This window comes from Qipengyuania pacifica (assembly GCF_019857205.1).
In the GTDB taxonomy this organism is placed as follows: domain Bacteria; phylum Pseudomonadota; class Alphaproteobacteria; order Sphingomonadales; family Sphingomonadaceae; genus Qipengyuania; species Qipengyuania pacifica.
This window is the reverse complement of record NZ_JAHWXO010000019.1, coordinates 1-14568: the sequence shown is the minus strand read 5'-3', so window position 1 is coordinate 14568 and position 14568 is coordinate 1. Positions and strand designations below refer to the sequence as shown.

General features: G+C 60.6%; 15 protein-coding genes. 1 reads left to right on the top strand and 14 read right to left on the bottom strand.

All coding sequences use genetic code 11. The annotated features are described in order from the left end of the window. Window positions 1–269: 269 nt before the first annotated feature. From KYK83_RS16510 to KYK83_RS16445, 14 genes are all read right to left on the bottom strand, one after another. Window positions 270–1046 carry a hypothetical protein gene (locus tag KYK83_RS16510; protein WP_222829049.1) on the bottom strand — a complete coding sequence of 259 codons (777 nt, stop codon included), beginning with the start codon at window positions 1044–1046 and terminating at the stop codon, window positions 270–272. Then, entirely contained in the window at window positions 1043–2377 is a 1335-nt protein-coding gene (locus tag KYK83_RS16505; protein ID WP_222829048.1) for an APC family permease, read from the bottom strand. The genes KYK83_RS16510 and KYK83_RS16505 overlap by 4 nt, the downstream gene beginning before the upstream one ends. Then, window positions 2374–2733: a hypothetical protein gene (locus tag KYK83_RS16500; RefSeq protein ID WP_222829047.1), complete on the bottom strand. Its 360-nt coding sequence runs from the start codon at window positions 2731–2733 to the stop codon at window positions 2374–2376. The genes KYK83_RS16505 and KYK83_RS16500 overlap by 4 nt, the downstream gene beginning before the upstream one ends. After that, window positions 2703–4124 (bottom strand): cytosine permease, encoded by a 1422-nt coding sequence (locus KYK83_RS16495; protein WP_222829046.1) that lies wholly within the window; start codon window positions 4122–4124, stop codon window positions 2703–2705. The genes KYK83_RS16500 and KYK83_RS16495 overlap by 31 nt, the downstream gene beginning before the upstream one ends. A gap of 36 nt (window positions 4125–4160) precedes the next feature. Then, window positions 4161–4337, bottom strand: coding sequence for a hypothetical protein (locus KYK83_RS16490; protein ID WP_222829045.1), 177 nt, complete (start codon window positions 4335–4337; stop codon window positions 4161–4163). Between the two features lie 86 nt (window positions 4338–4423). Beyond that, a complete protein-coding gene (locus KYK83_RS16485) occupies window positions 4424–5191 on the bottom strand; it encodes an SDR family NAD(P)-dependent oxidoreductase (RefSeq protein WP_222829044.1) in 768 nt (255 codons plus the stop codon). Further along, window positions 5188–5601, bottom strand: coding sequence for a GFA family protein (locus tag KYK83_RS16480; protein ID WP_222829043.1), 414 nt, complete (start codon window positions 5599–5601; stop codon window positions 5188–5190). Before KYK83_RS16480 ends, KYK83_RS16485 begins: the two co-directional genes overlap by 4 nt. 24 nt (window positions 5602–5625) lie before the next feature. Continuing rightward, entirely contained in the window at window positions 5626–6012 is a 387-nt protein-coding gene (locus tag KYK83_RS16475) for a nuclear transport factor 2 family protein (protein ID WP_222829042.1), read from the bottom strand. Window positions 6013–6052: 40 nt separating this feature from the next. Beyond that, complete coding sequence (locus tag KYK83_RS16470; RefSeq protein ID WP_222829041.1) at window positions 6053–8296, bottom strand: SgcJ/EcaC family oxidoreductase; 2244 nt, start codon at window positions 8294–8296, stop codon at window positions 6053–6055. After that, window positions 8293–9279, bottom strand: coding sequence for a sulfotransferase domain-containing protein (locus tag KYK83_RS16465; RefSeq protein ID WP_222829040.1), 987 nt, complete (start codon window positions 9277–9279; stop codon window positions 8293–8295). Before KYK83_RS16465 ends, KYK83_RS16470 begins: the two co-directional genes overlap by 4 nt. A gap of 18 nt (window positions 9280–9297) precedes the next feature. Then, window positions 9298–10605, bottom strand: a complete 1308-nt coding sequence (locus tag KYK83_RS16460; protein ID WP_222829039.1) for an NRAMP family divalent metal transporter — start codon at window positions 10603–10605, stop codon at window positions 9298–9300. Beyond that, entirely contained in the window at window positions 10602–11048 is a 447-nt protein-coding gene (locus KYK83_RS16455) for a nuclear transport factor 2 family protein (RefSeq protein WP_222829038.1), read from the bottom strand. The genes KYK83_RS16460 and KYK83_RS16455 overlap by 4 nt, the downstream gene beginning before the upstream one ends. Further along, the gene (locus KYK83_RS16450) at window positions 11041–11625 is read right to left on the bottom strand and encodes a VOC family protein (RefSeq protein WP_222829037.1); all 585 of its coding nucleotides are present in this window, start codon (window positions 11623–11625) and stop codon (window positions 11041–11043) included. The genes KYK83_RS16455 and KYK83_RS16450 overlap by 8 nt, the downstream gene beginning before the upstream one ends. 13 nt (window positions 11626–11638) lie before the next feature. After that, entirely contained in the window at window positions 11639–12421 is a 783-nt protein-coding gene (locus tag KYK83_RS16445; RefSeq protein WP_248284538.1) for an SDR family NAD(P)-dependent oxidoreductase, read from the bottom strand. 307 nt (window positions 12422–12728) lie between these two features. On the opposite strand from KYK83_RS16445, the gene KYK83_RS16440 reads away from it, so the two are divergent. Beyond that, window positions 12729–14429, top strand: a complete 1701-nt coding sequence (locus tag KYK83_RS16440; protein ID WP_222829035.1) for a winged helix-turn-helix domain-containing protein — start codon at window positions 12729–12731, stop codon at window positions 14427–14429. Window positions 14430–14568: the final 139 nt, after the last annotated feature.

Here is a 14568-nt window from a genome sequence, read left to right as displayed (position 1 = left end):
ACTCGGTCGTTCCAGCGGTTGCGTTCAAATCCTGAAAGCTGCTGCTCGGCCGGCGAGCTTGGATCTCCGACCGCCAACCACTCAAAGGCGGACAGATCGCGGTGCTTAGGGCTAGAGTGCGCATATCGTGGTCTTGCCGGCTAGAGGTTTCGCTTCAAAGCACCAAAGGTCAAGATTAGTTGGCTCTTCTCCAACGCAGAATACTAGCGCGCCGGACAAGGGCAGTGGCTTAGTAAAATGAGTTCACCTAGTGCCCGCCCCTGGAGCTCTCAACGGTCCGACTTCAGATCATCGATCCGAGTTCGGATTGTTCGAATACGCCCGAGATTGATAATGCGAAGGTTAAGCCAGAGGCGCTGTGTTTCGCGCAGTTCGTCGGCAGATTCGGCAAAGTTCGGATCGCCGAGCATCTCATCGAAATCATAATCACCGATTTGCGAAAGGCCGAAGCCCATGGATGCGCCGCCACCATCCTCTTCCCTGCCCCCTGCACGGTACACGTTTTCGTAATCGGAGGAGAGGTCATAGGAATAACGAGCAGTGAATGTGGGCACATACTGGGTTGAGATCTGGCGAACCTCTCCCGCCGTCCGGATGGCAAGCTGCGTTCCCTGCTCATAATCGAGCAACGCCTGCAAAAGTTCAGGATCTTCGATGAGGCCAAGCCGACCGCTTGCGATCGTCGCGCTCAAATTTGTCGATCCCATATAGCTGGCGCGCAGATAAGCACGGCGTAGACCGGATTCGAAGGGCTCACGATCCTCTTCCGCCAGATTTCCGCTCTCCAGCGCAGTGAGAACCACCGTCAGCCCTTCGATGTTTTCACGGTGAAATTCGATACCAGCGCGGGTACGTTGTTCGAGCTGCGCAAACTCCACGTCAAGGGCATCAATCAGAGCTTCGGCGCTCTGCTGATCTCGTGCCCTGTCGTTCCAATTGCCCAATTGGATACCAAGAAATACGCCCCCGGCGACTATCAGGAATTCCAGCACCACTGCGGTCCAGTTCTGCTGCCGCAGGTGATCGAGGATGCGGCGCAGTTTCATGACTCTGCCGCGCGCCGTTGCCTCCCGAGATGAATACCGACGGGCAAACAGATAGCGATCAGGCCAAGCATAAAGAGGCCACTCACCCAGTCGGAAACGACGAAGGCCACAACCAGCGCGATGTTCACTAGCAATACGAAGCCGGGCAGCAGCGGATGGCCCCTTGCGCGGTAATGGCGCGGTAGATCGGCGCGGCGACGCAGCGCGAAGTAAGACAGGAGATAAAGACAAGTCCCGAACAAGGTTAGCGCGCCCATCAACCGAAACACGAACACGTAGCCGCCCGAGAAAATCAGCGGGATCGAAATCAATGTGCCTGCCGCCAGCGCGACGGTAGGTGTGCCTCCGCGATTGATCTTGAGCGCCGATTTCAGGAACAGCCTGTCCTCGGCAAGCCCATAGAGGATGCGCGGTGTGCTCATGATGCACCCGTTCAGCGTTCCGAGTGCCATCAGTGTTGCCAGCAAAGCGACAAAGACGTTGCCCCACCGCCCTGTTGCCGCTTCGATCACTGCGGCCATCGGCAATGTGGAATTACGCAACACCTCGAAATCGAGCGCACGGATCAGCGCCCAGTTAACCGCAAGATAGATCAGCATGACGATCACGCCCGCCTGAAACAACGAACGCGGAATGTTGCGCGCCGGGTCCCTATCCTCCCCGGCAAAATAGATGGTGGTGTACCAGCCATCATAGACCGCGACGACGAATTGCAGGCCGACCAGAATGGTGAGCACGCTGATTGGCTCTGCGGGCAAGGCCGTGACAGGAACGGCTTCGACCGCGGCAAACCCTGCGGGTATTACCAACGCGACGATGACCACTGCGACAAGCAGCACGATCTTCAGAATCGTACTCCCTATCTGCATCCAGCGCCCCTCCTCGACGCCCGCCCAGTTAAGCGCAGTGACACAGAGCAAAACGGTGATGGCGGTCCATTCGACATTCGCGGCGACCCAAGGAAAGATCGTGCCGAGAAAATCGGCTGCGGCGATCGAGAGCGCGGCGTTCACAGCGACAAAGGCGATCCAGAATGTCCACCCGACGAGCAACCCCATCGAATCTCCGAGACCTTCGCGAACAGGAATATAGTGGCCGCCCGAGCGTGGGATCATCGAGGATATCTCGGCCGCCACGTTGCACATCAGCAGCACGTAAAGACCGCCAGCGAGCCATAGCAGCATGACGATCGTGGGGTCGGGCACCAGATTGGCGATTTCGCCAGGTGCGCGCATGATCCCGGTTCCGACCACCGTGCCAACGCAGACGGCGATGGCAAAGGGAAGGCCAAGGTGCTTTTGAAGGCCTCCCCCGATGGCAGTCTCGCTCATGGATTTTTCTCCGGCTGTTCTCGGCCACTCGCCGCATAAAGGAATAGCAGCAACGCTATGGCTGTCAGGCCAGCCGCCACGAAATAGGTCGTACCATATCCGAAGTTCTCGACGATTTGGCCCGAAGCTCCCGACATGGTCGAGCGTCCGAAATTCGGGATCGCCATGATGATTGCGAACTGACTGGCGGCAATCGCCGGGTTGCTGAGCATCATGCCCCAGGCGATAAGCAGGATCGTTAATAAGGTGATGGCAACAATCTGCGCCATGAACAGACCAACGAAAACATCGCCGCCCTGCCAGGTGGGGTAGGTTAACCCGCCGATCAATGCGAGAAGCACGAGAACCGCGCCCAAGACAAATTCTTGCGGTAGCCGCCGCGTCCGGTCGGTATCACAAGCCAGCGGGTCAGCAAAAAATGTGCCGCGAAAGCCGCTAGAGCCGCAGGCAGGGTTGCCGTAGTCGCTGCAAACATTGGCCCGGGCACCTGCGAGACAGGCTCCAAAAACGCGATATAGACTGCTGATCCAGTCGCCATCGCCGCGAAAGCCGCGGGGTTGATTCCGTGCCAGAAGGCGTATGAGAGTCCTTCGCGAGGATCGTGCAAAGCACCGACCAGCAATGTTCCGCGGCGCAGGGCCAGCCTGTCTGCCGAGAGAACCCCGATGGCAGCCGAGAACATCGCGCCGAAGAAAGCGACTATCGAATAGAACCCGGTATAAAGCGCGTCCGTCGCAAGTAGCACTATGCCTGAGGCCGCCAGCGTAAGTGCGACCAAGATTCCTCCGTACCCAAGTCTACGCGCGAGCGGGCCGAAGTTCTGCACGATCGTCGCCATGTTGCCCTGCAACATCCCGACAACACTGCTGAGATTGGCGAGGATGAGCACCGCTAACATCGACAGGCCAAGTGCCGGTCCGAGCAAAGGTGTCATCCATTCGACCGGATCGGCGGAACCCAACGCAAGAGAAGACGCCAGCCCCGCGAGGCATGGCAGGAGCGAGATTACCACCAACCCCAGCCAGCTACCCCAGATCGCGCCTCGCGGGCTTTTACCGTAGCGCCCAAGGTTGGCAGCCAGCCCGAACCACGAGAGCCCCGCCACGATGTTTAGCTCCACTGCCAGCAAGAAGCTGGTTCCACGGTCGTATGGCGGTGCTATTGGTCCTGCTTCAAGGATTGCAGACCAGCCAGAAGAGAAAATGACTGCGACAAACAGGCTGAGTGAGAGCATCACGAGTAGCGGAAGTACTGCAAGGTTGAGGAGCCTCAACCCCTCGCTTCCGAAGGCGGCCACCACACAGCCGAGCACGAGGACGCCCAGAGCAATGGCAGTCGATAACGGCATTTCGTTAGCTGCTGTGACCAAGCTTATGCTGACCAGCAATTGCTCAGCAGAACCACCAGCCATGGAGGCGAGTATCGCCATCCAGAATGGCACCACACCGAGGACGAACGGTACCGCAAGCAAGCTCGATCCGCGTGGCCCGAAGGCGCTGCGCATAAAGACAAAGCTTTCGCACCCATACCGGTGCACTGGTATGACCAAAGCGAAAAACAGCAGGCCGATACCCAGTGCGGTCCCGAAGGTAAGTGCGATCAGGCCATCGATGAAACCGACCAGTTGGCCGGTCGCTCCTCCAAACAGGAACCCCCAAGTTGCGATCGCCAGCCCACCCTTCACCGAGAGCATATCGATGAAGGACCAGCTGCGCTCTTCAGGCAAAAGCGGAAGGGTCTCTGCCATTGCAGTGTCAAGCCGATTTGCCGCAAAGGTCATGCTCTAGATCCACTTCGCAAATTGAATGACAGCAAGGCAAAGCACCGTCAGCGCCGCGAGCGCTAAGGTGTCAGCTTGTGGGAGGCGTCTCACCGAAGAATGGTCTCTGGACTCGTTTTCGATCAACGCAATGCGCCGCGCGAGTTCCGCTTCGAAGGCCTTCGGGTCGGAACCGCTCACGCCACTTTGCCCGTGGTTTTGCGCGTGCAGATGAAGGCGCGGAATTGTTGGACGACGTCAAGTACCTTGGTCATCAGAATTCTTCCTCATAACGTCAGATGGAAGCCGCCATCGGCGGTCAGGGAGGTGCCCGTGACGAAGCTTGCTTCGTCAGAGCATAGGAAGGCGATGGCGCGCGCGATCTCGAGCGGATCGCCGAAGCGGCGCTGATGGGTTTGCGCCTTCATCCCCTCGAAGGCTTCTGTGCCGAGATTGCTCTTGATTTCATGGTGCAGCGGCGTGTCGGTGACGCCAGGGCAGACGAGGTTCACCCGTATCCCTTGCGAGGCCAATTCTGCTGAGGCCGAGCTAGTCAGGGCAATCTGCCCCGCCTTTGATACGCAATAGGCTGCGGCTCCAGGGCATCCGAGAAAGGAATTGACCGAACCGACATTGACGATCGCACCGCCATTGCCTGCCGCCAGCATAGCGCGCGCCTGATGTTTCAGGCACAGGAAATTGCCGCGAAGGTTGACGTTCTGGACCCGGTCCCACCAGTCATCAGGGGTGTCGATGATCTGATAAACCTCTGCCCCGATGCCCGCATTGTTGACGGCGATATCGAGCCGCCCGTGCGTTTGGACCGCGTGGGCGACCATGGCTTCGACGTCGCCCGCATCGGCCACATCAGTGCGGATGAAGCTGGCGTTGCCCCCGGCGCTGGCGATCTCTTCGGCCAGCGCCGCAATCTCTCCCTCGCGCCTTGCGGCGCAAACGACCGTGGCCCCGCGTTCTGCCAGCAATTCGGCGGTTGCGCGACCGATACCGCTGCTCGCGCCGGTTACGATGGCGACTTTGCCTTCGAACACAGTCATTCCGGGGGCATCCTTTCAAATTGCGGCAGATCATCGGCGATTTTCACCCATGGCTGCTTGGCACTGACGAAGATGTGCATTTCCGGCTCGACGCAGGATGGGTCATCAAGCGCGCCCGCTTTCACGAAAACGAAATCGGGATCGGCATCGCATTCGAGGAAGAGGCCGGAACCGCATTTCGCGCAGCTGCGCCTGTGAACGGCCTGACCGGAATCCCCCGTGACGGTGTAGGTGGAAAGCTCGCCCGCACACGAAAAGCCGTCGCTTGCCACCATCAATCCCACCGAGAAGGGGCTTCCCGTCGTCCGCTGGCAATCCTGGCAATGACAGAAGAAGGTGGATTCTGATTTGCCGGTGAACTGCAGCGTTGTGGCACCGCAATGGCAGCGCCCTTCGTGGGTCTCAGTCATGGTTCGTTCCTCCGATGAACGGCGTCATTCCGGGCCACCCACCGCTTGGGCGAGGATGAGCGTGTCCACGTGTTGCTGAAATGCAGCGATCTTGCCGTCTTTTACCGTCCAGAAACTGGCGATCCGCGGCGCAATCGTGATGCCGTTGGCCCTTCCTGTCCCTCGGTAGCGGCCAGCCGTCACCACCAGGTCTCCCTCCGAAAGGATGGTGTCGATTTCGACTTCGAAGGTTTCAAAATCCTCCGCGAGCCTCTGGAACACCCCCTCGACCACGGCTTGCGGGCCTTTATACGGGCTGCGGTCGGCGAGCTTGTTGCCTTCTGCCTCGCTCCAATGGATGTCGTCGGCCATTAACGCTGTAACCGCCGGAATGTCGCCTGCGGCGAAAGCGGCGTACAGCGCTTCGATCACTTCCTTGTTAGTCATTGTCTTTCCCCCCCTCGTGGATCGTTCAGTTCGACACGTCCGCTGCGATGACCCAGCGGCCTCCCACCTTGCGCCACAGCAGCGAGGCGTAGCCGCCGAAGAGCCGCTCGCCCGCTTCGTCTAACACGTCATATTTCTGGATTTCCACGAAGGCGTCAGGACCGAGCCGTTCGATCCGCAGCACTTCGAGCGTCGCGTCATGCGCTGGGCTGGCCGCGACGTTGACCCAGAAGGCCTCGATCGCCTCGGGTTGGGAAAGCAGCGTCGCATTGTCGGTCGAATAAAGCGCGCCGGGGCCATAAAGCGCCATGATCTCCGACACATCGCCAGAGCGAATTCCTTCGAGGATGACGCGGGTGCGATTGTCGAGGATCGGTATCAGGTCGCTGAGCTCATCCTGTTCGGTCGCGCTCAACTGGCGGGCGTAATCCGCCGCATCGAAAGCACCGATAGAATCGGCAATCAGGCCATCAGAGCCAACCGCCCACGCTTCCACACCGCTGATCCGGACCGGCGCACCGGTGCCGCCCGGGCCGGTGTTGGTTCCAGTCAGGGTCCAGTGAAACAGCATCCGCTCGCCGCTCGGCTCAAGACGATTAAAGGTGACGATCATATCGGGGAAGGCTTCCATGAAGCCGCGCGCCACCGCTGCGATTTCGTCGCGGCCAATCGCCGGATCGCCCCCGTTGACAACAAGCCGGCCGTCATTCGCATAGAGGGCAGCAACATTTCGGGGGTTCTGGCTTGACCATGCCTCGGCATAACGTCGGGCGAAGTCGGTCACCGCATCAGGTCGTGAGTGGTTTTGTCCCTCGGTCATGTCTAATTTAACCAGCGCATCGCCGAGATTGGACGCGTAAACCGTGCCATTGGGTGCCAGAATCACTCCGGTCAGCAGGCCTGGCATCGGTCCCCACATGGCGGGTGTGAGCAGAGGCAGGACTGGCTCGCCGGCTTCCAAGCGCCGTGTAGTCTCAGCGATGATCTGCGCGTTCACGTCGGGCGTGGGGCTGAAAATCGTCTGGCGGTCACCGGTATCGGGATCGACCCGGTAGACGGCATTGGCAAAGGGGCTTGCGACCCAGAGCATGCCGTGAGCGTCCAGTTCGATATTGTCGGGCGTGGGCAGCGTTGCGAGGATGCGGCGCTCGCCCAATCGACCGGTCTTCGGATCGACCGCGAAACTGAGGATGCGGCTGCGCAGGATTTCTGCCACATAGAGCCGCCCGCGCCGGTCATCGAAAGCGATACCGTTGGCGAAGTCGAGGCCGTCCACCGCCTTCGTGGCTATCGGATCGGATTTGCCAACCTGGTCGGGAGCGATGCGCCACACCGCACCGTCACCAAGCGGTTTGTCCGCTGCTGCGAACATGCGCGCTTCGGACCCTTCGCCTGCTGCATTCTTGGTCGACTGAGTGAACCAGATCGCCCCAGACGGATCGCGCACGGCGGCGTTTACTCCGAACGGGTGATCGTAAATACGCGTCACCGCCTCGGTTTGCGTATCGACGCGGTAGATATGTCCGCCGGTGATGTCGGCGATGAGGACATGGCGGCCATCCGGCTCGAAGGCGATGCCGTTCGGGCTGTTCCAAAGGGGATCGGGCTTCGTCCGGAACCCCGCCGCTGCGAAATCGCCGAACGGACGCTTGGTGCCATCGGTCGCCAGGGTCACAAGGCCATGCTCCCAGTCTCCGACCAGCAAACGGCCATCGGGCAATACGACTCCGTCCTCGGCGTGGGTGAGCGTGCGGCCCTGGGGGAAAAGCTCGAAATCCGTGGTCCTGGGGGTCGCGGATGGTCGGGACTTCAGTTCCACGCGAATGAGGCGCACTTCGACATCGTCGCTGAGATTGACGGGTGAGTGCGGCGCTTCCGGCCCTTTCCAGAGCGTCAGAGGGTAAGTCATTTCCGGCGCTTCGCGGGAGTCGAAAATGACAGTCCCCTCCGCGTCGCGATCGATCCATTGCCCTGCTTGCTGGATATACAGAACGCTGGGCCAGCGGTGGAAATGTAGCGGCTCGACCTCTCCGGGCGCGAGTGTCACTTCGAGGACGCGGACTTGGTCGTTTTCCAGCAATACCCGGTGGTTGTCCGGTGCCGCGACAGTGGCTTCCAGTTCCTGTGGCCAGGTTGCAGGATCGCCGGTGAGGTAATTGACCGCGCCGCTCTCGGCGACTTCCTGGGCAGCCACATTGGAAACGGCCAGACAGGCAGCTGTCAGCGACAGGGCCGACGTTCTGACAAGCGTAGAGATGTCGCGCATCATGCCGCTCCTCGTTCTGCCGCGATCGAAGCAGCGCCACCGCCCGCGACTGCTGCATCGCCCTCAAGAGCGAGCCGTCCATGCTCGAGCCAGGCCGCCAGATCGCTTGGGACCGAAGCGTCGATCACAGCGCGATATTGAGCGAGATCCTCGTCTGTCAGCACGCCCTTCCAGCGTTCATTCGTGCCCTTGTGGAGGAACGTGTCCGCGCCGCCCTTGAAGGCGACGTTGATAACGCCAAGCATTTTGGCGCCATCGCGCTTCATACTCGAAAAGCCGGCTGCATCGACGATCTGCGCCATTCGCGGCTCGGGCGTCTCGATCCCGCAAAATTCGCCGATGCGGCGTATCTCGCCTGCGAGGTCGGCTTTCAGATCGTTGTAATGGACAAGCAGGACGTTCGGCCGGTGCCGCTCGTCCCAGAAACTGCGCTCCAGCTCCAGGAATTCGGCGATGGTGAAATCGTCGAAAGGGGCGCAAGCCGGATCGCGAAGCCAGCGGCGGAAAAACGTGCGCGCATCCGCCGGTGCCCTGGGATAGGGGCGGGCGATCTGCGGGTCGCCGAGACCGCTCTGGTCCAGCGTCTCTTCGAACTCCGCCGTATAATGCGTCGCGTGATTGTGAAATGACATCGCCGCATCGCGCGGATCGCGTGCGACGTTGATGTAGAGAACGTCGTCGTGGAGCGGCAGCGCGGTCAGCGGCGAATGACTTTTCAGAGAGCGAACTCCGGGCGCCTGCGACAAGGCTTCGGCAATCTCTGCCTGCGGGGCGAAGCGCGCATCCAGCCACGGTTGCTCATCGATGAAGGGGCGGGGTTCTGCCGATTGATGCAGCAACATGCTGACGATGCGCTGCGTCCAGGTGGTCCCCGTTTTGGGCGGGGTGCAGATCAGTATGTCGCCTGCACGGAACGCAAATTCGTCCCATATCCGCGTGTCGGTGTGCCAGGTGCGGATGGTTTGTTGCGGTTTCTGGATGAGCATGGCTGTTCTCCCGAATGTTCAGCGCAAGGTGAAAAACGCAGCCGTCAGGCCGAGCATCACGATGATGGCTGCAAGATTGAGGGCTTGGATCCGCCGCGACGGGCGCGCCTCGGCAGGCATGGTGGGCCCAGCCACCGAAAGGTGATTGAGGATGGCGATCACCGGCGCGGCTATGAATGCAAGGCTGGTTGCAAGGTCCATCAAGGTGGTGAAATCGGACAGCAGCGTGAACAGGACGAGGATATCGAGCCCCACGACGACCGGGACGATGACCCGATAGATCGCGCCGAACGAGGCTGGCTCGGTGCGGTCGGTCGCTTGCTGCAATGTCGATGCCACGATCCGGCAGCCAATATCGACGCCGCCCAGCAGCGTGGTCAGCATGACGCTGAGCGCGGCCACCGAAGCCAGCAGCGCAGCACCGTCGCCGAGGACGGAGCGGTAAAGCTCAATCACTTGCGCCGCGAATGCGGGCGCGCTGCTTTCAGGCGTCACCGCGCCCGAATGCATGACCCCGGCACCCATGATGCAAAAGCAGATCGCCAAGATCGCGGTCAACGCATAGCCGGATGCAAATGCCAGCCGCGCATCTTCGAGCCGGCTGCCTCCGCCGCTTCCCGAATTTTCGCCGCGAAGGTCGCTCTCAACTCTCGCTGTCCAGAGCGATTGTGAGACCGACACTTCGAGCGGGTTGGGCATGAAGCCGGCCAGTGCAATCACGAACAGCACGGCAACCGGATCCGTCATCCATGTGAAGTCGGTGAGCGTGGGCCACGCAACCCGCGGCAATACCAGCGCGGTTGCCAGCACGGTCGAGAAGACGAGGAAGGAGAGCAGGACGCGGTTGATCTTGTCGAGCCAGTCATATCCTCCGGCAAGGAGCACGCCGCCCACGATCAGCAGCAGGATCGCCCCGACTGCCGGGGTCGTCGCATCGATACCGGTGACCGCGATGAAGACGCCCGAGGTGGCAGCGGCGACCGCTGCGTGAATAATGGGCGTGATCGGCAGGATCGCCAGCGCAAACAGCAGCACCGCCCAGCGGCCCAGGTGCCGGTAACCGGCAAGGATCGATTGTCCGGTCGCATGCCCATAATCGACCCCGAAGCGGAATGCGGGATATTTGAGCAGGTTGGCGAGCACGATGACGCCCACCAGCCCCAGACCATAAACCGCCCCTGCGCGGGTCGACTGGACGAGATGCGAGGTACCGATCGCCACGCCGGAGAACAGCAAAGCGGGGCCGATCAATCGCCATACGGCCTGCTTGCGACCGACAGCGGCGGCCGGCGTTATGGGCTGCGGACGGGCGCTGCCGACATTCATGCCGGGCTGGCCTCGAATACGGTCGATTGCCTTATGGCTACCTTCCAGCCGTCAGGCTTGAGCTGCCAGATGTCGGTGAAGCGACGACGCACCGTGTGCCTGGCATTGGGAGCGCCGCCAATTGGTTCGAACACTTCGCCGCCCATCAGGATAACTTCATCGTCGCCCCGCGGCGCTGCGTAGTCGATGGTCCGGTGAAAGTATGAATAAGCGAGTTTGCCACCTGCGAAGAAGCGCGCGCTGTCGGCGATGCGACTGATTGCATTCATCGGGTTGTTGGTGACCGATTCCTCGTCGAACGCGGCCAGAAACCCGTCCCTGTCGCCAGCTACGATCGCAGCATCGAGCGCGCTCATGGCCACGATCACGGCGGCGACACGCGAATGTTCCAACGCCTTGGCAACCGCCGCGTCGGCAGCTTCCCATTTGCTCACCTTATCCATCCACCATCTCCATGAGTTCGCCCCTGATCGGCGAAACGGGGCCGTTCGCATCGATTCTGAGCAGGTCAGCCTCGGCCATTCCGCCGCGCAACTTCGCCAGCCATTCGTCGGGATCGAACTCGACGCCGACAGGGTTTTCGCCGAAATTTTCGCCCTTGAAATAGCGTTTGCACTCAGCCTTGCTCTCGAAGCAGTCGACGCTGAATTCCATCTGGTTGCCGTCAGGATCGGCATAATAGAGCGAGGCGCTCATCCCGTGATTGACGCACCAATAGGGCTCGATGCCTTGCGCCTTGAGATCGGCATAGGCCTCGAGCAGTTCCGCCATCGACGGGCAGTCATATGCGATATGGTCGACCCCGATCGGCCCGCGATCATCGGCCTCGTCGCCCGGCGCAATCACGTTTAGATCGGCAAAGGCAAAGCGGTGATGTTCCTCGTCATGCGTGAGGAACGCGAGTGCCGGGTTCTGATGGACGATCTCGGCCCCGAATACTTTTGAATACCAGTCGAGCATCTCGGAAAGTCGCCTCGTGCGATAGACGACATGGGCCGGTTTGGGAGTGGGGACGGGCATTGAGCTTCCTCCTTCAAAAGATCGAATATCCGCCGTCCACCGGCAAGGTGACGCCGGTGACGAAACGGGCTGCGTCGCTGGCCAGGAAAATGGCGGCACCAGCGCATTCGTCGGGCTCGCCCCAGCGGCCCATCGGCGTGCGAGCCAGCAACATTGTCTGAAAGTCGGCCCAGTCGGGATCTTCGCGGGCAACCTGCGTCATCTCGGTGCTGATCCAGCCCGGAGCGATCGCGTTCACCTGGACGCCGTGCGGCGCCAGTTCGACCGCCATCGCCTTGGTGAGCTGGACGATCCCGCCCTTCGCCGCGCCGTAACTCGGCAAGGCTGCGGCTCCAAAGATCGAGTACATGCTGGCAAGATTGATGATCTTGCCCGACCCCCGTTCGCTCATCGAGGTCGCCGCAAGCTTCGACAGGAGCATCGTGGCTGTGAGGTGGGTAGCGATGGCATTGTCCCAGCCGTTTTGTGACTGGTGCAGCACGCCGCCGCTGATATCGGTGTTCCCGGCATTGTTGACGAGAATGTCGAGCGGCCCGAGTGCCTCTTCCACCTGCGCTAAGGCCGGGGCAAGCGCAGCACGATCTGTGACATCAAGCGCGCAGGCATGGGACGCGACGCCGATCGCCTCGATCTCGCGTTTGACGTGGGCGCTGCGCTCGCCATCCCGCGCCAGGATCGCGACAGAGGCACCCGCATGCGCGAACCCTAGCGCGATGGCCCGCCCGATGCCCCGATTGCCTCCGGTGATGCAGGCAACTTGTCCGGAAAGGTCGAAGGATGGTCCCTGCGTGGGCATGGTAATCAATTCGCCGCCCTGGAAGAATTCAATGCATCCAGGACCTCGAACAGGAAATTCGGATTGTTCATGCGATAATCCCCCCACCCGACTGGCCGCATCCCCCGATATCGAGCGGCCTGCGCCATTCATGGTGAAGCACCGCCGCCTTCGTCCTGATGCGAGGGTTCGTTTGCTCTTAAGTTTTTCTTATGGATTGAAATGATGGCGTTATTTTGCGCACTTCGCCGCAATAAAATTGCAGGTCGCTCATCCGCGCATACTGGTTTAAGAGGTGAGCGAAGCATTGTTGGGGGTGCGAAACAGGATGGATGCCGATTCAGACCCGAAGATCGCGGGCGGCCAATTCGTGGTTGCCGGCGTCACGGCTGACCCATCTGCCCTGACGCTGACAAGCGAGCGCGGCGCATCGACGATCGAACCCAAGATGATGGCGTTGCTGGTGGTCCTCTCCCAACGGCCCCGCCAGCTATGGGCGCGCGGCGAGCTGTGCGATGCGCTTTGGTCACCGGGCCATGGAAGCGATGAGGGTTTAAGCAGGCTCGTATCGCTCCTGCGCAAGACTCTGGCGAACGATCACAGCGTGGAAGATGTCATCGCTACTGTCCCGACGCTCGGATACCGGCTCGACGCCGATGTGCGCGCGGGCAAGGTATCATACCGCGCCGCATTACCCGCCGCGATTAGCTCTCCGGTATCGGGCAGATGGTGGAGAGCCGCCGCGATCGTGATCCTGTTCGCCGCCATTGTGGCGGCGGTGTGGTTCAGCATGGCCGATTATACGGGCGCAGCGGTTGCAAGGGACGAGCCGGAAACCAGCCTTGCCGTCCTGCCTTTCGAAAATCTGACCGGAACCGACCAGCAGGCTTTTCTTGCCGAGGGCATGACCCGCGATCTCACCTCGTTGCTATCGAGGGTACCGCGGCTGAGAGTTGCCCCATACAGTTCCGCCCGCACATTTGCAGATGACAGCCAGCGAGCTGCGGCGGCCGAAGCGCTGGGCGTGCGCTACATCGTGTCCGGGTCCCTTACGTCACAAGGCGACCAACTGGTTCTAAGGGTGGATTTGAGCGATGCAGCCGGCAACCAGCAGGTCTGGTCGAAGCGATTTGTCGAACCGCTCACGGGCTTTTTCGATCTTCAGGAGGACGTGATCCAGGCTATCTCGACCTCGGTATCCTCGGAAATCCACGCGTTCGAGATGAGGGCGATCCAGGACAAGGGCCAGTTCAATCTGTCAGTCTATGAATTGGTGCAAAGAGCGCGCTCGCGGCGTTACGCCTATGGCCGCGAAGCTGCGATGATGACGATTGAAGACGTGCAGCGCGCGCTCGAGATCGATCCGGACAATTATTCGGCCCAGGCGATCCTGGCGACCCAGCTGGCGCAGAATCTTATTAGCGGATATTCGGATAACCCAGCCCGCGATATTCCAAGGGTGCTCCAAATGCTGGAGCAAATGCGCGCACGGTCGCCGCGTGACCCCGAAGTCCTGACCGCAACTGCCCTTGTCCGCCTCTATGTCCAGGGCGACCAAATGGCCGCGATCAGGCTGCTGGAGGAATCGCTGGCGATCGACCCGAATGAACCGCACGCATCCGCGGTGCTGGGTTTGCAGAAATGCTATCTGGGCGAACATGCCGAGGGAATGCGACTGATCGTTGATGCTGAAGCACGGGCGCCCAATCACCCGCGCTACGCGATCTGGTCGTGGTTCAGGGCCGGATGCCACGGCGCAAAAGGGGAAAACCGATTGGCGCGCGATGCTGCGCAGGATGCAATCGATCGCAACCCCAATTATCCGGGGCCGTACTACTCTTACGCTCACTACGCATGTCTTTCAGGCAACTCTGAAGACACACGAGAGATTGCAGCAAAAGCCAGAAGCATTGATCCAAGGTTCACTCTGAGTAACTTCGAACGGCTCATGGCGAAGGTCAATTATCCTGGGCCCCCAACCCTAACGCGAGAGGAAGCTGACGCCCGCGTGCGCGCATGTTTACGGTAAGAGCAAATTCCCAAGCCATAGATGTTTGGTGCTGCATTAGTTCTCACCCAGCCCAGTCAATCTACCGTTGACTTGAAGCGGATCATCCGCGGAAAGTCCGCCTCTTAGGAAATCGAGCAGAATGTAGACTGTCCGCAAT